At 46.7% G+C, this 18380-nt stretch carries 11 protein-coding genes and 1 pseudogene; 10 read left to right on the forward strand and 2 right to left on the reverse strand.

What is annotated here, in order from left to right; translation table 11 throughout:
* Positions 1 to 221: 221 nt before the first annotated feature.
* Positions 222 to 2480 (reverse strand): bifunctional glutamate--cysteine ligase GshA/glutathione synthetase GshB, encoded by a 2259-nt coding sequence (gene gshAB / locus BU200_RS04550; protein WP_075099044.1) that lies wholly within the window; start codon positions 2478 to 2480, stop codon positions 222 to 224.
* A 167-nt stretch (positions 2481 to 2647) separates the two neighbouring features.
* Here gshAB and mvk point away from each other — a divergent pair, with 167 nt between their 5' ends.
* From mvk to BU200_RS04580, 6 genes are all read left to right on the forward strand, one after another.
* Positions 2648 to 3583 carry a mevalonate kinase gene (gene mvk, locus BU200_RS04555; RefSeq protein ID WP_075099045.1) on the forward strand — a complete coding sequence of 312 codons (936 nt, stop codon included), beginning with the start codon at positions 2648 to 2650 and terminating at the stop codon, positions 3581 to 3583.
* Positions 3576 to 4610 carry a diphosphomevalonate decarboxylase gene (mvaD, locus tag BU200_RS04560; protein WP_075099046.1) on the forward strand — a complete coding sequence of 345 codons (1035 nt, stop codon included), beginning with the start codon at positions 3576 to 3578 and terminating at the stop codon, positions 4608 to 4610. The genes mvk and mvaD overlap by 8 nt, the downstream gene beginning before the upstream one ends.
* Positions 4603 to 5685: a phosphomevalonate kinase gene (locus BU200_RS04565; RefSeq protein WP_075099047.1), complete on the forward strand. Its 1083-nt coding sequence runs from the start codon at positions 4603 to 4605 to the stop codon at positions 5683 to 5685. Before mvaD ends, BU200_RS04565 begins: the two co-directional genes overlap by 8 nt.
* An 8-nt stretch (positions 5686 to 5693) precedes the next feature.
* Entirely contained in the window at positions 5694 to 6797 is a 1104-nt protein-coding gene (gene fni / locus BU200_RS04570; RefSeq protein WP_075099048.1) for a type 2 isopentenyl-diphosphate Delta-isomerase, read from the forward strand.
* Between the two features lie 167 nt (positions 6798 to 6964).
* A complete protein-coding gene (locus BU200_RS04575; protein WP_075099049.1) occupies positions 6965 to 7390 on the forward strand; it encodes a MarR family winged helix-turn-helix transcriptional regulator in 426 nt (141 codons plus the stop codon).
* Positions 7391 to 7405: 15 nt separating this feature from the next.
* Positions 7406 to 7768, forward strand: a complete 363-nt coding sequence (locus tag BU200_RS04580; RefSeq protein WP_075099050.1) for a DUF1304 domain-containing protein — start codon at positions 7406 to 7408, stop codon at positions 7766 to 7768.
* A gap of 731 nt (positions 7769 to 8499) precedes the next feature.
* Here BU200_RS04580 and BU200_RS04585 read toward each other — a convergent pair.
* Entirely contained in the window at positions 8500 to 10593 is a 2094-nt protein-coding gene (locus BU200_RS04585) for a GH92 family glycosyl hydrolase (RefSeq protein ID WP_075099051.1), read from the reverse strand.
* Positions 10594 to 10826: 233 nt separating this feature from the next.
* Between BU200_RS04585 and BU200_RS04590 the strand changes: the two genes are divergently transcribed.
* From BU200_RS04590 to BU200_RS04605, 4 genes and pseudogenes are all read left to right on the forward strand, one after another.
* Positions 10827 to 12113, forward strand: coding sequence for a glycoside hydrolase family 125 protein (locus BU200_RS04590; RefSeq protein ID WP_075099052.1), 1287 nt, complete (start codon positions 10827 to 10829; stop codon positions 12111 to 12113).
* Between the two features lies 1 nt (position 12114).
* The gene (locus tag BU200_RS04595; protein WP_075099053.1) at positions 12115 to 14772 is read left to right on the forward strand and encodes an alpha-mannosidase; all 2658 of its coding nucleotides are present in this window, start codon (positions 12115 to 12117) and stop codon (positions 14770 to 14772) included.
* A gap of 835 nt (positions 14773 to 15607) precedes the next feature.
* Positions 15608 to 16477, forward strand: a complete 870-nt coding sequence (locus BU200_RS04600; RefSeq protein ID WP_075099054.1) for an ROK family protein — start codon at positions 15608 to 15610, stop codon at positions 16475 to 16477.
* Positions 16471 to 18252, forward strand: a pseudogene (locus BU200_RS04605) (family 20 glycosylhydrolase); the annotation flags it as partial. The gene BU200_RS04600 and the pseudogene BU200_RS04605, both read left to right, overlap by 7 nt.
* Positions 18253 to 18380: the final 128 nt, after the last annotated feature.

The following is an 18380-nucleotide window of genomic DNA, read 5'->3' on the forward strand; positions in this document are numbered from 1 at the left end:
CTTCGTTTTCTTTATTTCCCACCTCAAACAATCTCTCCCCAGATTGTTTTGACGAAAACTTCGTTTTCTTTATTTCCCACCTCAAACAATCTCTCCCCAGATTGTTTTGACGAAAACTTCGTTTTCTTTATTTCCCACCTCAAACAATCTCTCCCCAGATTGTTTGAGCTAGTACTAAAAATAAACTAAACGGCTATAAAAGCGAAACAACTATATAATGCCTACTTGTTGATGATTTCAGGGAATAACTTGGCAAGAATTTTAGGTGTTAGTGCCTGTCCCGGTCCTTGATAGCAATAGGTGTGCATGTACATGGAGGGGTTGAAATTCAGTTCGATACAGGTACAGTTAGGAGTTTCCTTGCTAGATGGTAAGGTCGGGTCTGGAATGATTAGGTCAACCCCACAGACCCAAGCTCCCATAGCAGTCGCCATGTCAGCTGCTAGCTGTTTGTAGCCCTCATCCATCTGGTCTGTCACATCGATCGAATCACCGCCGGTTGAGATATTGGAGTTGCCCCGCAATTCAGCCTTTTGGCCAGCTTTTAAAATGGTTTCTGGCGTGTAGCCTTGCTGGTCAAGCATCAGTTTTTCAATATCGCCTAGGTTGATGATTTCAAGCGGAGAGCGGTGGTCTCGACCGCGTAGCGGATCTTGGTTTTTCAGCTCAACCAATTCCCTAATCGTATGAATCCCATCCCCTACTACATTTGCAGCGACGCGCAAGAGGACGGCTTCACACTTTCCATCAAGGACAAAGAAGCGGTACTCAGTGCCTGCAATAAACTCTTCGACCAAGATTTGGCTATCCTCTAAAAAGGCAATATCAAGCGCTTTTTCGTAGTCTGTCAGGCTGGCTCCCTCTTGGAAAATGGAAATACCCAGTCCGAAGTTAGTGGACTTTGGCTTGACGACGATAGCCCGCTTCTCAATTTGTCCATAGTAGCGTAGGGCTTCTGCCTTGCTTGAAAATTCTGAACCTGCTGGAACAGGAAATCCTGCTGCGGCAAGGATTTTTTTCGTGACCGTTTTATTGGCCATAGCAAGGGGGATGACATAATTGTCTTTTGAAGTCATGTTACCATTTTTGACGTATTCGACATGGCTCTTGTGCCAGAGCTTGAGAAACTGGTCGTCTTTGTCGAGAATCTCGAGGTTCACCCCTTTTTGAATGGCATCAAACATGAGCAGCTGGGTCGAGAGTTCCATCTCTTCGTAGCCCTTGAGGGCATAAGGGGCGCTCCAAGCATGGTTGTGAAAGTTCTGACCTTGGCGCTGACCAAATGCATGGAGCGACTGGTCTTTGATCTGTCGGACGATTTGTCCTGACAAGGTTAATGCAGGCTGCTCCACTTGTTGTTGAACCGTGCCGATCAGGTCTTGGTAGTAGTCTCCCAATTGGAAGTGGGAGACGACCGCCTCCATGGCTTGGAGAATGGTGTGTGTGTCAGCTGCTGCGGGTAGCGAGTTGAGTGGGTGGGCAAGGGCAATCTGGTTGTTGAGTTCGTCTGCTGCTTTTAGGGTCTCGTCTACATTTTCTGGGCTATCCATCCACAGGAGGGCAAGGATAAAGAGATGGACGGTGTCCAAGGTTTCTTGGCTGATCGCAAGAAAATCAAAAGGATTGAGGTCAAAACAGCGAAATTCTAAATAGCGAATACCTTTTGTCAAATAGTCCCGACTGTGTTTATGACCGCGCAAGCGAACGGCTGAATAAAACTCTTTTTCGGCAGAGAGGGCGCCTGTTGCGACATGATGTTCAATATCGCGAACATAGGTTTCCAGACTGGCAAAGGAAACCTGAACTTCAGTAGCGTTTACATAGCCGAGTGAACTGGTTCGCAGAGAGCGTACAGGATGGTGCAACTCTTCTTTGAAAAATCCCTTTTCAGCCATCACACTGGCACCGTACAAGTAGGTTAAAAACCAGCGGTAGCGTAAGAATTGTTGGGCTAGTTTGAGATAGAGTTTATTGGTAAATTCAAGTGGGGAATCGTACTGGCTTATACCAAATAATTGGTTGACTAGCTTTGACCCCAATTCCATATTATAATGGATCCCTGACATGGCTTGAAGTAGCTTGCCGTAGCGTTGTCCAAGTCCTTTTCGATAGCGGTATTCGTGGACATCCTCTAACTGGGCGATACGGATGTCCTCCTCCTTTGCATAAGGTGGCATGGACAGGGGCCAGAGATACTCGTCTTGCTCCAGCGAGCGGTAGGCAACTTCGGTAATCGCTCCTAGAACCCGTCTCGCTTCGCGGGTTGACGGGCTGATAGGCGTGATCAATTCCAATTGGGACTCACTATAATCCGTCTGGATATAGGGGTGGAAGTTTCGCGAGCCAAGGCTTTTGGGGTGCGGTGTTTGAGCGATTCGATTCTCCTTATTCATGCGCAGAGATTCGCGCTCTAGCCCAAAAGTGGCGTCGAGAATGGGGAGAGTTTTTGGTGCTTGTTGGAGCAACTGATTGATATTCATAGCGTGATTCCTCGTCCTGTCTGATACTAATATTGTAGCGATTTTAGGATTGAAAGACAAATTTTTGCTACGTCTTGCTAGCCACTGATGAGAAGAAAGGAGAAATGTAAAATAGTAGAAGCTTTTTCCTGAAACATGGTATAATAGAAGCTGCATAAGGAGACATCATGGTTGCAATAGGAACGTCAACAGGAAAGATTATTTTGATGGGAGAGCATGCAGTGGTCTACGGTCAGCCAGCCATTGCAATGCCTTTTTCTGCTGTCCAAATTATAGCAGAGGTTCGAAAAGAGGGGCAAGCCCTTTCGGTTAGTTGTGATTTTTACCAAGGCATGGTGCATGAAATACCGAAAATCTGGGAAAGTTTGAAGCATGCCATTCGTTTTTCTCTCTATCGGATTGGGGCTCCGACAGACCCAGCCATTCATATAGAGATCAGCTCCACTATTCCAGCAGAACGGGGCATGGGCTCAAGCGCAGCAGTGGCTGCCGCAGTCGCGCGAGCATTATTTTCCTTTTATGGAAAAAGATTATCTGATGAAGAGTTGTGGGAAATCATCCAGTCATCAGAAAAGATTGCTCATGGGAATCCCTCGGGGATTGATGCAACGACGGTAACGGGAAGCTCCCCAATCTTTTTCATCAAGAATCAACCGATTGAACCCCTAGCCCTTTCCTTAGATGCCTACCTTGTTGTCGCAGATACGGGAAAGACCGGAAATACACTGGAAGCGATTACGGATGTAGCGTTTCTGTACCGGCGATGCAGTGAGGTGGAAGGTTGGGTCAAAGCCTTGGGAGATTTGACCTATCAGGCACGAGACTATTTGGCACACAATCAGGCAGAGTTGCTAGGACAGGCAATGAACCAAGCTCAAGCCTACTTGCAGGATTTGAGTGTATCAGACGAGAGTCTGGATCAGTTGGTGGCTATTGCCCGTGACACCGGCGCCCTAGGGGCAAAATTAACCGGTGGTGGTCGAGGTGGTTGCATGATTGCCCTTGCTAAAACGAAAGAGGCGGCAGAAAAAATTGCCCGAGCCTTAGCAGGAGCAGGTGCTCGCCAAACATGGATACAGTACTTAGGAGAAGGACATGAGTAAGAAAGTGGGAATCGCGCGTGCCCATACCAATATCGCCCTCATCAAATATTGGGGAAAGCGGGATAAGGCCTTGTTTTTACCGATGAACTCAAGTTTATCGCTGACGCTGGATGCCTTTTATACAGATACCAAGGTCATCTTTGATGCCTCCTTGCCAGCAGATACATTTTACTTAAACATGGAAAAACAGTCCCAAAAAGAAATTGAAAAAATTTCACAATTTTTAGATCTGTTTCGCGAATATACAGGTGAGAAAAGATTTGCCTGCGTAGAGAGTTTGAACCGTGTACCGACTGCGGCAGGTCTTGCCAGCTCAGCTTCCGCCTTTGCAGCTCTAGCATTGGCAACCGCAACTGCTCTGGGCTTAGAGATGTCCCGTGAGGAATTATCGACCTTTGCCCGACGTGGTTCGGGTTCGAGTACCCGTAGCCTCTTTGGTGGCTTCGTCGAATGGGATATGGGAACGACTTCAGCCGATTCGATGGCACATCCTATTGATGATGCTTCTTGGGATATTGGGATGATTATTCTGGCAGTGGACACCGGAAAGAAAAAGATTGCCAGCCGTGTAGGCATGGAGCACACCGTTCAGACCTCTCCTTTTTATTCTATGTGGGTAGAAACAGCCGCCCAGGATTTACAAGACATCAAGGCTGCGATTGCCCAGAAAGACTTTGAAAGAGTGGGGCAATTGACCGAGCATAATGGGATGAAGATGCATGCGACCACCCTATCTGCTAATCCTCCCTTTACTTATTGGACTGCAGATACCATGAAGGCTCAGGAAGCAGTTCGTCAGGTAAGAGAGGACTTGGCGGTGCCTGCTTATATGACCATGGATGCAGGTCCCAATGTTAAGGTTCTCTGCCGAGCGAGTGATATGGATGAGCTGGTTACTGCTTTGAAAGAATATTTGCCAGCAGACCAAGTGTTGACCAGTCTTCCGGGATCTGGTGCCTATGTCTTGTCAGAAGCAGACTGGCAGGAATCACAAGCCACCTTTTCAAAAGGGGTAGCTCATGATTGAGGCGACAGCACCGGGGAAACTGTATCTGGCAGGGGAATATGCAGTTGTTGAAGCGGGCTATCCAGCGGTTATCCTAGCGGTGAACCAGTACTTATTTGTGCAGTTACAGCCAGCAGAGAGCGGAGTGATTTACTCTAGCCAGCAGCCTGATCTCGAGGTGGCATGGTCGCGCCAAGGTCAGCAGATTTGTACCGCTTCTCCTAATCCCTACCAGTTGATCATCAGCAGTATGCAGGTGGTTGAAGACTATCTTAGCGCTTTAGGAGTAACGATTGATACCCTCTATCGCCTTGATATTCGCTCTGATTTAGATGATGAACAGTCGGGAACCAAGTATGGACTAGGCTCTTCAGGTGCAGTGACGGTTGCGGTTATCAAAGCCGTGCTCTCTTACTACCAGCAGGAGTTAGCACCGCTCTTGGTCTACAAGCTAGCCGTGCTCGCCCAGCTACGAATTGCCATGTCAGGCTCATTTGGAGATCTGGCAGCCTCTAGCTTTGGTGGTGTGATTGCCTATCATTCTGTGGATAGAAATTGGCTCAAGACAGCCCTGGAGAGTTCTTCTATTCTTGAAATGGTAGAGCAAGACTGGAAAGGTTTAGCGATTCAAACGCTTGATTTGCCAGATGGACTAGATTTATTGGTTGGTTGGACGGGTTCTGCTGCCTCGACCGATCAATTGGTCGCTAGCATGCAAGGCCAACTCAATCAAGAAGAAAAAGAAGCGACTTACCGTCACTTTTTACAGGTTAATCGGACTTGCTTAGAAAAGCTGATTCGGGCTTGCCAAGCAAATGACAGGCTAGCAGTCAGAGAAGCGATTGTGACCAATCGCAAGCAGCTGCAAGATTTTGCAGCTGGCATGGGTATGGTGATTGAGACCCCTCAACTCTCCCGCCTGTGTCGGTTAGCCGAGGCAGAGGGTGCGGTTGCCAAATCTTCAGGTGCTGGTGGTGGTGATTGTGGGATCTGTCTAGTGGAGTCCCCTGCACAAAAAGAAAGGATTGCGCAGGCATGGGCGGAAAGTGGCATTGTTCCCCTGCCTCTGTCAATCGCGTATACTGATAGAGAATAGGAGAAATCATGTTGGGAAATGAAGTTATCGGCTCGAATCGCAAAGATCAGCATGTAGCCTTGGCCAATCAGCAGTTTACAATGGCATCAGCAAGCGACCTCGAGCAGACCCGTTTTGTCCATCATTCTCTACCCGAGATAAAGGTGGCAGATGTCAGCTTAAAGACATCAGTAGCAGGTCTGGAGTTTGCTATGCCCTTTTTTGTCAATGCTATGACGGGAGGTAGTGAAAAGACAGGAGCAATCAACCAATTATTGGGGATTTTGGGGCGTGAGACCAAGATTCCTTTGGCGACAGGTTCGATCAGTGCGGCTCTGAAAGACCCGAGTGTGGCGCATACCTTTTCGATCATGCGTCAAGAAAATCCAGATGGGATAATCTTTGCCAATCTGGGTGCCCACCATGATGTAGAAAATGCCAAAAGAGCTGTTGATGTGCTGGAAGCAGATGCCTTGCAGATCCATTTGAATGCCCCGCAGGAAATCGTTATGCCAGAAGGGGATCGTGATTTTTCAATGTGGATGAGAAATATCGAAGCCCTTGTCCGTTCACTAGAGGTGCCCGTCATTGTCAAGGAAGTTGGATTTGGAATGAGCCGCGAAACGGTTGATCAGCTGGCATCTCTTGGTGTGGAGACGGTAGACATTTCTGGCGTAGGTGGGACAGATTTTGCGAGGATCGAAAATGCTCGTCGGACAAAAGATAGTTATGCCTATCTCTATGGCTGGGGCCAGTCAACGACTATCTCTATGGTAGAAGCTATGAGCCTGCCTGCGAGTAGTCGTCCGCAGATTCTTGCCTCAGGCGGGGTCAAAACGCCGCTAGACATCGTCAAATTGCTGGCATTGGGGGCAGAAGCAGTTGGCTTATCCAACCGCTTCCTACAATTGGTAAAGGATTATTCAGTAGAGCAGGCGATTGAAGAAGTGCAGGTCTTTTGTGAGAGTATCACCGCTATCATGACCTTGTTAGGCGCTCGAGATATAGCCTCCTTGCGCCAGACGGATCTGGTATTGGCGCCTGCGGTAGAAGCCTGGTGTAAGGCTCGTAGTATCGATTGGACTTCCTATGCCAATCGCTCATCACAGGGCGTGACCTCGTTCAGTCCTTAAAAAGTTGGAAAATTTCAAGCAGGAGGCTTGATTTTTTCTTTTGTGTGTCTTATAATTGACTTATCAATTGTTGATAAGTCAATTGTTGAATGAGAAAGCGAGAAGCGAGCTGATGATAAGTTCAATTTTGGCTTTCTATTGATTATAAAAGAAAGTGTTCAGCCGCAATGAATCATCTGCTTTACCAACTCCATATAACCGATCAGACCATTACCCAGTTGTTTGAGAAAGGCTTGGGTATTAGTCTGACGCGCTACCAGCTGTTGCAGTTCTTACTTGAGTTTGCTCCTTGCAATCAGATTCGGGTGCAGGAAGTCTTGCATATAGATCAGGCTGCCTTGACCCGTCATTTCAAGATTTTAGAAGAAAAAGGCTATGTCACGAGGAGTCGCAATCCGGAAAATCAGCGGGAGATTGTGGTGAATGTGACCGATTTTGCCAAAGACCAGCTCATCACCTCTCCACCTCGCCATCATGTGGGGGTGAAAGAGCAAATGGAGAGTATCCTGTCGGCAGAAGAAAGGGCTAGCCTAGACAAGCTACTGGATAAGTTGGTAAAGGGCTTAGAAGCGATTGCGATTGACAACGATTAGAAAGAAGGGAAGACCATGTCATTGATGACGACTATTTTAGCGACCATTGTTGCTCTGGAACATCTCTATATTTTTTACCTTGAAACGATTGCGACAGTATCGGATAAGACCAGCCAGACCTTTAACATGAAGAAAGAAGACCTATCTCGTCCATCTGTTCAGACCCTCTTCAAAAATCAAGGGATTTACAATGCCTTACTAGCAGTTTTTCTCCTCTATGGGATTTTCATTTCTCATAATCTGGAAATTGTCACGATTTTCGTCTTGTATGTGATTGGGGCAGCACTTTATGGAGCTCTTACCTCCAACAAGGCTATCCTCTTGAAACAAGGTAGCCCAGCTATCCTAGCACTGTTGAGCATCCTATTCTTGAAATAACAGCAGTTTTTATAGAGTATTAGATTATCTTTTATAACGGAACCCGAGCTACGAACTGTGAAAAAAGAGCCGTAGCTGTTCTAGTTTTAACTGGTTACAGATATGGCTCTCTTTAGGGAAGAAGCTGAAAACCTCCACAGGAGCTTTTCGCTCGTCGTATTTCCTATTTTCTACCATTTGTCAAGTATTTCAATGGTTTTCGGGTAAAAAATTTATAAAGTTACTTGATGTTATCCTCAATGTTCTCCATTTTTCGCTTTGAGTTTTTCACGGGCTTTGTATCTTGGAATTGAACACGCCCTAAACTCTGTGCGAAAAAGATAAATCTTCCTAGAGTCTGATGACTCTGCGTCAGATTTCCTATTTTCGCTTTGAGTTTTTTACGGGCTTTGTATCTTGGAATTGAACTTGGGCTAAAAGCTCGGAAAATAGATAAACATTCCTAGCTCTAAAGGTATAGTATACCTTGAGAGGCGGGAAATAGAAGTTTGCAGAGCAAACTATCGTCTAAAAGTTCTGCGTCAAAACTCCTATTTTTGCTGTGCTCGCTTCCACAGTCTGGGAATAGACTGTGGAAGGTTGGAGATAAAACGAGCAGTGCTCGTGTCAAACGCTCTCATATCTTGTGTAATTGAATTCGAGCTACAACTCACTGACAAAAAGATCAATCTCATTGGTTGCAAGACAACCTGCTTCGATTGCCTATTTTGTCTAGGAGTTGTTTAACGCTCTCATATCTTGATTTCCGGTAACCAAGATAGGTTGAAGTCGAGCTGGGTGGCAGCGAGGAGGTCGGTGTGTGAAAGGCTGGTCACAGGTTTGCCATCAAGGGTTATGCTCTTGACAAAGTTGAAATGAGGATGGTTGTCATAACTGTTAATCGTGAGCCATTTGTCAGTCGTAGGGAGGTAGATTTTTAGTTGCGGGAAGTGTGGAACCCCGCAGACATATTCATTTTTTCCTGGGCAGAGTGGATAAAATCCCAAACAGCTAAAAATGTACCAGGCAGACATGCTTCCATTGTCTTCATCACCGGGATAGGCATCAAAGCCGGGTTGGAAACTTTCCTTGCGAATGCTCTTGATAATGAGACTGGTATATTCTGGGTGGAGACTCTTTTGGAATAGGTAAGGAATATGGAAACTCGGCTGGTTAGAAATAGCAAGTTGACCAAAGTGCTGCGTTGCCATTTCACTCATTTCGTGAATTTCATAGCCATAGCCCGTAACCTCAAAGAAAGGCTGGCTGTTACAGAGACGCACGAGGTAGTCGGTGAAGGCGGCTTCTCCACCCATGACCTGCTTTAGACCGTCTATATCATGCAGGATGCCCAGACTAGCTTGGATACTGGAACACTCTGCGTAATCTTCTCCCCAGCTAGAGGGTGAAAAGCCCGGTCGCCAGTTTCCATTTTCATCTTTTGCCCTGAAGTAGCCTGTTTCAGGGTCAAAGAGTTGTCGATAGTTCTGGGCTTGCTGCCTGTATTCTTCGGCAATGCTATCCTGCCCGAGTGCCGCTGCGACAGTCGCGATACAAAAGTCGCTATAAGTATAGTCAAGAGTATGGCTGACGCTCTCATGAAATTGTGGATAAGGCAGATAGCCCAGTTGCTGATAAATAGCTGCCCCCTGCCGTCCAAAAATCTTGTTCGGATCCGTCTTTTGGGCAGTTTCTAGCATAGCGGAAAAGAGTTGTTCATGCAGTTGAGGGGCGATCTGCTTGGTACAGGCATCTGCGATCACGCCATCAATCAGGGTGCCCGGCATCATGCCGCGTTCGTCAGGCGCTAGCCATTTTGGCAGGTAACCCGTTTCTCGGTACATCTGTAGAAAGCCTTCCAAGAAAGCGGCGTATTGCTCTGGTGCGACAAGGGAAAAGAGGGGGAAGGAGGTGCGAAACGTATCCCAAAATCCATTGTTGGTAAAGAATTTCCCGGGGCGCACTTGATTGGAAGCAAGATCAAGATGAATTTCCTGCCCCTCGGGGTCTAACTCGTAGAAGGTCTGTGGAAAGAGAAAGGTACGATAGAGGGCATGGTGAAACATGCGGGTATCGTTGCCACCGCTATCGCTAATCTCAAAGCGGTGCAGATAGTGGTTCCATTTCTCCTTGGCTTGGTTTTTGCAGTCCTCAAAATGAAGGTCTGGCGTATTCCATAAGGCTTGGTCGTGGGAAATATAAGAGGTTCCAAGTTGGACTTCTATATCCGTTGCGGCAAATGTGACCACGGTGTCTAGATCGAGTTGACGGACAACAGTAATCGGCGAACTAAAGCGTAGATGGATATAGAGCTTAATAGGTCTGCGGGTCGTTTCAGTGACATCCTGCACGGTTCCCCTTAGGGAATAGGAGTCGATTTGTTCAAAACTACACCCTTTTTCATTATGGAGAAAGAGACTTAGTTCCTGCTGCTTGAGACTGTTCAATTTTAGGCAGGCGCCGTAGGTTGTGGGGGTCAGTTCTGTCCTAATCTGGTAGCGTTCGGAGTGAATGGCGAGGTGATGGGGGTTAAAGGTGGCGTCATTCAGCCGATAGCTACTTTGTCGGTGAAAGAGGCTGGACTGTATCATTTCCCCTGTGACAGGGGTTATCAAAAGCCAGGCATAATCTCCGATCCAAGGGCTTGCTTGGTGGGTCAGCCGTATCCCTTGGAAGAGGGGAATGGTTGGCTGGAAGAACCAAGCTCCCTGATTGTCGGTTGTTTGGGGTACGAAATAATTCATACCAAATGGAAGACCAGTGTAGGGGAGGGTATTCCCATTTGAGTAGGCATGACAGTTGTTGGAGCCATAGCGAGTATCGATTTGTTCGAGGATAGTTTTCATAAGCGCTCTCCGTGAAAGTGTTTTCTACCCTCATTATATCATGATTTTTCTCCATAGAACCAAGTGGAAAAGATATTATCGAAAGCCCTATACTTTGTGTAGGGTTTTTGGTCTGCTTTATTTTATACTAGAAACTGAGAAATAGTCTAATACTCTTCAAAAACCAAAAGGAACAGAGTGCTAGTTTCGCCCTTGTTTCTTGGTTTTCATTAAGTAAAAATAAAGGAGATAACATGTATTCAAAAGAACGAGTTAATCAATGGTTACAGGCTATTGCAGAACGAGCAAAAGATCATCCTAAATGGGTGCAGGTATTTGAGCGTTGCTACACAGATACACTGGACAATACTGTCAAGATTCTGGATGATGGGACGGCCTTTGTGTTAACAGGGGACATTCCTGCCATGTGGCTGCGCGACTCGACTGCTCAAGTTAAGCCATATTTGTTCCTAGCGAAAGAAGATGACCGCTTGCGCAGGACCATCTTGGGTGTATTGAGACGCCAATTGCGCTTCATTTTACACGATCCCTATGCGAATGCCTTTAACATGGCGGACAATTGGCGGGGACATCATGAGACGGATCAGACCGAGTTGACTGGATGGATTTGGGAGCGGAAATATGAGGTTGACTCCCTTTGTTATCCCTTACAGCTAGCCTATCTGCTGTGGAAAGTAACAGGGGAAAGAAGCCAGTTTGATGAGGAATTTATCGCAGCGACCAAAGCGATTGTCCACCTCTGGCAGGTGGAACAAGACCACAGTCGTTCCCCCTATTCATTTGTTCGTGAGGGAGACCGTCAGGAAGATACCTTGGCAAATGACGGGGCAGGTCCTGCATTTGGTCTAACAGGGATGACTTGGTCTGGTTTTCGTCCGAGCGACGACGCCTGCGAGTACAGCTACCTTGTACCGTCCAATATGTTTGCGACCGTTGTCTTGGGTTACGTCGTGGAAATTGTTGAAGAGCTCGCCTTGCCGGATTGTGACGACCTTGTGTCGCAGGCGAGAACCTTACAGGCAGAGATCAGAGAGGGGATTGAAACTTACGGTCGAACCAAGAATCAGAAAGGTGAAACCATCTATGCCTTTGAAGTAGACGGTTTGGGCAATGCCAGCATCATGGATGATCCAAATGTACCAAGTTTACTTGCAGCTCCCTATCTCGGTTACTGTTCCTTGGATGATGAGGTCTATCAAGCGACCCGACGTACGATTCTAAGTAGTGAAAACCCTTATTATTATGAGGGCGAATACGCCAAGGGCTTGGGAAGTTCCCATACATTTTACCGCTATATCTGGCCGATTGCGCTCTGTATTGAAGGACTGACAAGTTCAGATCGGGCAGAAAAAGAACGCATTTTAGATTTATTAGTGGCTTGTGATGGTGGAACAGGAGTGATGCATGAGAGTTTCCATGTAGATGATCCGACCAAGTATTCCCGTGAGTGGTTCTCATGGGCAAATATGATGTTTTGTGAATTAGTGCTTGATTACTATGGTATGCGAGTGGAGGTGTAGGATGGAGAATGTCGTTGTTCATATTATCTCTCATAGCCATTGGGATCGTGAATGGTACCAATCCTTTGAGGGACACAGGATGCAGCTGGTAGAGCTCTTTGATGATCTGTTTGACTTGTTTGAACATGACCCTGAATTTAAGAGTTTTCATCTGGATGGGCAGACCATCGTTCTTGATGATTATCTGGCTATTCGTCCCGAAAATCGTGAAAAATTACAGACCTACATTGATCAGGGAAAATTAAAAATAGGACCCTTTTATATCTTGCAAGATGATTACCTTATCAGTAGTGAATCCAATGTCCGCAACAGTCTGATTGGTCATCAAGAATGTCAAAAGTGGGGCAAGTCCACTGCAGTTGGCTATTTTCCAGATACCTTTGGCAATATGGGGCAGGCACCACAACTGCTCCGGCAGACAGGGCTTGATGTGGCAGTTTTTGGTCGCGGGGTCAAGCCGATCGGTTTTGACAATCAGGTGCTCGCTGACCAGCAATTCACCTCTTCCTTTTCCGAAATGGTGTGGCAGGGGGCAGATGGCAGTGAGGTCTTAGGAATCCTCTTTGCCAATTGGTACAGCAACGGAAATGAAATCCCTGTTGATCGCACGGAGGCGGCAGCTTTCTGGGAACAAAAATTAGCAGATGTCAAGCGATATGCGGCGACCAATCAATGGCTGATGATGAATGGTTGTGATCACCAACCGGTGCAGAAGAATCTCAGTCAGGCTATTCGAGTAGCCAATGAATTGTATCCAGAGATCACCTTTGTACATAGTAGTTTTGACGATTATATAGCGGCGGTCAAGGAAGAGCTTCCGCCAAACTTATCGCAGGTGACGGGTGAGCTGACCAGTCAGGAGACAGATGGCTGGTATACTTTGGCAAATACAGCCTCGGCACGGATCTACTTGAAACAGGCCTATGGAGAAATCAGTAATCTCTTAGAGCAGGTAGTGGAGCCCCTCCTTGTCATGACTAAGGGTGACAGCTACCAAGACCAGTTGACCTATGCTTGGAAAACCTTGCTTCAGAATGCTCCGCATGATAGTATCTGTGGTTGTAGTATAGATGAAGTGCACCGTGAAATGGAAGTACGTTTTGAAAAGGCTAAATCGGTGGCAGTATTTGTCAAGGAGAATGCCTTGCAGGCTTGGAAAGACCAGCTAGATACTGCGCAAGCAACTGGCGACTACCTCTTTACCGTAGTGAATACTGGCTTGCACCGCAAGTGCGATCAGGCGAGTGTGGTGCTAGAAGTGGCGACATGTGATTTCAAAGAAGCTGCACCAACGACCGCCTTTCAGCGGATGTCAGAGCTTGAGTTGCCTGACTTTTGTGTACAGGATTTGGATGGACGACACATTCCTGCCATCATTGAAGATTTAGGGGCACATTTCAACTATCAGCTACCAAAAGATGCTTTTCGCAAGGCCTATATCGCGCGTCAGATCAAGGTGACGCTCCCTGTTGACCTAGAGGCGGTTTCCTGGCAAACTTTCCAACTGGTTGAAGGTGAGCAGCCTCATGAAACAGGGCTCTACCAAGATGGGGAGATTGAGACAGACTATCTTAAACTGTGTGTGGGAGAAGCAGGCTTGACGCTCCATGATAAGCGGACAGGTCAGGTTTATACTGACTTTATCCAGTTTGAAGACCGCGGGGATATTGGAAATGAATATCTCTACTTCCAGCCAGTCAATACCCAGCCCATCTATGCTGACCTTACTCATGTAGAGGTGGTTGAAAATACCAGCCAGACCGCTCGTCTGCGTTTGACCCATACCTTGACGATTCCTGTGAGTGCGGATGACCGACTTGAATTGGAGCAGGAGGGCTTGGTTGAGTATATGAAGCGAACGGCTGGCCGTTCACAGGAAATGACAAGGATAGAGCTGGTCACAGATATGACCGTTCTTGCTTCAGACCCACAAATTCGCTTTAAAACCCGCTTTACCAATACAGCAAAAGACCACCGCATTCGCGTCCTCATCCCTACCCATCATCAGGGGGAGAACCATGAGGCGGAGAGTATTTTTGAAGTAGTTGAGCGCCCGAATCAAGCGTCAGCCGTTTGGGAAAATCCAGAAAATCCTCAACGACAACAGGCCTTTGTCAGCTTGACAGATGATGAAAAAGGGGTGACCGTTGCAACGAAAGGTCTCTATGAGTATGAGGTGTTAGAGGACAAGACCCTTGCTGTGACCATCTTACGTGCAGTAGGTGAGTTGGGCGACTGGGGCTATTTCCCAACACCAGATGCCCAATGTTTACGAACATTGGAAGTAGAATATGCACTAGAATGCCACCGTCCAGCAGAGCGCTTTGCGACCTTTAGACGTGCCAAGGCTTTCCAGACTCCTTTGACAAGTCTCCAAGTTCCTGTTCAAGAAGGAACAGTTGAGCCGACAGGGCGTGCTCTGGAGCATCCAGCCTTGCAGGAAGAGAAGATCTGTCCGACCGCCTTGAAACAGGATACGGCTGGCAATCACACCCTGCTTCGCTACTATAACATGAGCCAAGAGGTTATCTCTTTAGGGGTAGAAGCTCAATATGTGAATCTGCTAGAAGAACCCTACCAAGTAGAAGCGGATGCTATCCGGGGGCAGGAAATCCGCACAGAAAGACTTGACATTCTTTCTTTAGAAACAAGAGGATAAGGATACGTGGCAAGAACTTGAGTGGGGAGAGGTGTTGTGTACTTCCACAGTCTAGGGATAGCCTGTGGAAGGTGGGAAATGATAGGAGTGGAACTCGGGTTTTGATGGTTTTTCACGAACGTTGTATCTTGTGGAATTGAGTTTGTCCTAAAATATAGGGAAAAGGCATAGCTATTTCAGCTTTAGTTGATACTCGTTTTTTAGGTAATAGGCTGATCCCCCCACAGGAGGTTTTCACTCCTTGTATTTCCTATTTTTCGTTCGGTTTTTTAACGGCTTCACATCTTATAATTGAACTCGAGCTACGAGCTGTGTAAAAAAGATAGATTTCCTCGTGTTCATGGAACACATCGTCAATCTCCTATTTTTACTTTGCTCTTTACGTCCTCTGTATCTTATGTGAGCTACAACTCACTGACAAAAAGACCAATCTCATTGGTTGCAAGACAACCTGCTTCGATTGCCTATTTTGTCTAGGGGTTGCTTCCACAGTCTGGGAATAGACTGTGGAAGGTTGGAGATAAAACGAGTGAAACTCGTGTCAACCGCTCTCGTATCTTGATTAACTGAACACGCCCTAAACTCTGTGGCTCCCTTTAGGGATAAATCTTCCTAGCTCCAAAGGTATGGGATACCTATGGAGGTGAGTAGAATAGAAGTTTGCAGAGCAAACTCTCTAGTGTCTGCGTCAGATTTCTTAGTTTGCCGTAGCCGTTGCGGACTATGTCCGCTTACGGATATGGTAATAACAGTCAGGGAAGTGACTGTTATTACATGAAGAAGTGCGCTTTGAGTTTTTAACGGGCTTTGTATCTTGATTTAACAAGGAGATAGTATGGTAATAGCGTGTATTGATATCGGCGGTACTAGCGTCAAATTTGCAAAGATGACCAAGGAAGGGGCGGTGCTTGAAAAGGCAAGCTGCCCGACGCCTGAACATTTAGAAGACTTGCTCGCCTTTTTAGACACCCATCTAGTCAAGGCAGACTATGAGGGGATTGCTTTTAGTGTGCCGGGTGCGGTCAATCGTGAGACAGGGATTATTGAGGGAATCAGTGCGATTCCTTATATCCACGGTTTTTCCTGGTATGACAAACTGGCGTCCTATGGGCTTCCTGTGACCTTGGAAAATGATGCCAATTGTGTTGGCTTGAGTGAACTGCTCTCACGACCTCATCTGCAAAATCTAGCCTGTGTTGTCATTGGAACAGGGATTGGTGGAGCTATTATTTTAAATGGGAAGTTGCACCGAGGCAGACATCATTTAGGCGGTGAGTTTGGTTATATGACCTTGCGTGAGCCAGATCAGCACTTGCATAACTGGTCAACCCTTGCTTCGACAGGGAAGTTGGTTCGTACGGTACGGGAAAAGACGGGGGATGCTAGCTATGATGGGCGCAAGATTTACCAAGAAGCAGCTCAAGGTAATTCTATCTGTTTGGACAGTATCGAGCAGATGTACTATTATCTTGCCTTAGGAATTTTAAACATTCAGTACAGTCTGGATCCAGATATGATTAGCATTGGTGGTAGTATCAGTCAAAATGAGGCATTTATTGCTGGATTGCAGAAAAAGATTGAAGAAGTAGTTGAGCGCTACCCTGAATATAGTGTAGTGCCAAAGATTATAGCTTGTCATTATCAAGAAGATGCAAATATATACGGAGCCTTGGTGAATTGGCTTCAGGAGGAAGAACAATGGTAGTCATTAGAGGATTGTCAGACCAGCAACAGCGAGCTGTTGAACACATACAAAAACGGTTGAATCTGGGCGATTGTCAGATAGAAATCTCGCAGTGTAGCGGGCATTCTATCGTCCTTGAAGGAAAAGAGGGACAGTATCGTCTTAGTTATGACCAGCCCTTTCGGCTTTATCGAGGGCTTAGTCTCTTGAAGGCGGCATTGGGAGAGGGTGATGAGGTTTCCATTACAGAAGATGCGGTCTATGATCGCTTGGCTTATATGGCAGATTGCTCGCGCAATGCGGTACTGACGGTTGATACCTGTAAGAAGATGATAGAGCTACTCGCTCTGATGGGCTACTCCACCTTTGAGCTTTACATGGAAGATACCTATGAAATTGCAGACCAGCCCTACTTTGGCTACTTTAGGGGACGCTATACGGTTGAGGAATTAAAAGAAATTGAAGCCTATGCGAATCTCTTTGACATGGAGTTCGTCCCTTGTATTCAAACCCTTGCCCATCTAAGTGCTTTTGTCAAATGGCAGGTCAAAGAGGTACAGGAACTGCGGGATGTGGAAGACATTTTGCTCGTAGGCGAAGAAAAGGTCTATCAGCTGATTGACCAGATGTTTGCCAGCCTGTCTCATCTTAAGACCCGTCGTATCAATATCGGCATGGATGAGGCTCATCTGGTTGGGCTAGGTCGCTACTATCGCCAACATGGTGCGCGGGAGCGTAGTCTGATCATGTGTGAACACTTGGATCGGGTTCTGACCTTGGCGGAACAGTATGGTTTTCACTGCCAAATGTGGAGCGACATGTTCTTCCAATTGATGTCTGCGACGGCTAACTATGAGAGTGAGTTGCAGATACTGCCAGAAACGCAGACCTATCTGGAACAACTAAAAGACCGTGTGACGCTGGTGTATTGGGACTACTATCAGGATGCACGTGAGAAATACGAACGCAATTTTGAGCGTCACTTGAGTATCAGTTCTGATATTGCCTTTGCAGGCGGAGCCTGGAAGTGGATCGGCTTCACACCGCAGAATCATTTCAGCCGTATGATTGCCAAGGAAGCTCATCAGGCTTGTCAAGCCTATCAGGTCAAGGAAGTGATTGTGACAGGTTGGGGAGATAATGGTGGGGAAACCGCCCAATTTTCGATCCTTCCTGCCTTGCAAATCTGGTCAGAATTGGCTTATCGGAATGATTTGGAGAAGATTGCGGATCATTTTGTAGTCAATACTGGGGTGACCTTTGAGGACTTTATGCAGATTGATTTGGCAAACTTGTTGCCCCATATCCCCGAACAGCTTAGCGGCATCAATCCAAACCGATATGTGTTCTACCAAGATATTCTCTGTCCCTTGCTGGATCAGCATATTCTGGCAGAAGATGCTGATCATTTCCGCCAGTCCGCAGATCAGCTGGCAACGATCGCACAGACAGCAGGAGATTTTGCCTACTTGTTTGAAACCCAAGCCCAGCTCAATCGGATCCTCGCTGTCAAGACTTGTCTACCAAAGGACATCCGCAAGGCCTATGAGCAAGGGGATAAAGCCAGCTTGCTAGCCTATGCTGAAAAAGACTTGGTGGAGCTAGAAGCAGACTTGGTAGGCTTTATCAATTGCTTCAGCCGTCAATGGTTGCAGGAAAACAAGGTCTTTGGTCTAGATACAGTAGATATCCGCATGGGTGGCTTGTTGCAGCGCGTTCGCCGTGCCAAGGAGCGCCTAACAGGCTATGCCAAAGGTGAATGGCTTAGCCTACCAGAATTGGAAGAAAAACTGTTACGGGCACCTCTAAAAACTTCAAGTAGTTGTTAAGTAAGCCCTATTTGTAAGCATTAATTCCAGTAAGCTTCGCTTTCGAAGCTTACTTTTTGCTTATTTTCCTATTTTTGGGCGCACTAAGCCCATGA

The organism is Streptococcus acidominimus, assembly GCF_001921825.1.
Classification (GTDB): domain Bacteria; phylum Bacillota; class Bacilli; order Lactobacillales; family Streptococcaceae; genus Streptococcus; species Streptococcus acidominimus.

Coding starts and splice junctions, on each gene's coding strand:
- gshAB (WP_075099044.1), bottom strand. CDS start 2,480: ATGAATATCAATCAGTTGCTCCAACAAGCACCAAAAACTCTCCCCATT.
- mvk (WP_075099045.1), top strand. CDS start 2,648: ATGGTTGCAATAGGAACGTCAACAGGAAAGATTATTTTGATGGGAGAG.
- mvaD (WP_075099046.1), top strand. CDS start 3,576: ATGAGTAAGAAAGTGGGAATCGCGCGTGCCCATACCAATATCGCCCTC.
- BU200_RS04565 (WP_075099047.1), top strand. CDS start 4,603: ATGATTGAGGCGACAGCACCGGGGAAACTGTATCTGGCAGGGGAATAT.
- fni (WP_075099048.1), top strand. CDS start 5,694: ATGTTGGGAAATGAAGTTATCGGCTCGAATCGCAAAGATCAGCATGTA.
- BU200_RS04575 (WP_075099049.1), top strand. CDS start 6,965: ATGAATCATCTGCTTTACCAACTCCATATAACCGATCAGACCATTACC.
- BU200_RS04580 (WP_075099050.1), top strand. CDS start 7,406: ATGTCATTGATGACGACTATTTTAGCGACCATTGTTGCTCTGGAACAT.
- BU200_RS04585 (WP_075099051.1), bottom strand. CDS start 10,593: ATGAAAACTATCCTCGAACAAATCGATACTCGCTATGGCTCCAACAAC.
- BU200_RS04590 (WP_075099052.1), top strand. CDS start 10,827: ATGTATTCAAAAGAACGAGTTAATCAATGGTTACAGGCTATTGCAGAA.
- BU200_RS04595 (WP_075099053.1), top strand. CDS start 12,115: ATGGAGAATGTCGTTGTTCATATTATCTCTCATAGCCATTGGGATCGT.
- BU200_RS04600 (WP_075099054.1), top strand. CDS start 15,608: ATGGTAATAGCGTGTATTGATATCGGCGGTACTAGCGTCAAATTTGCA.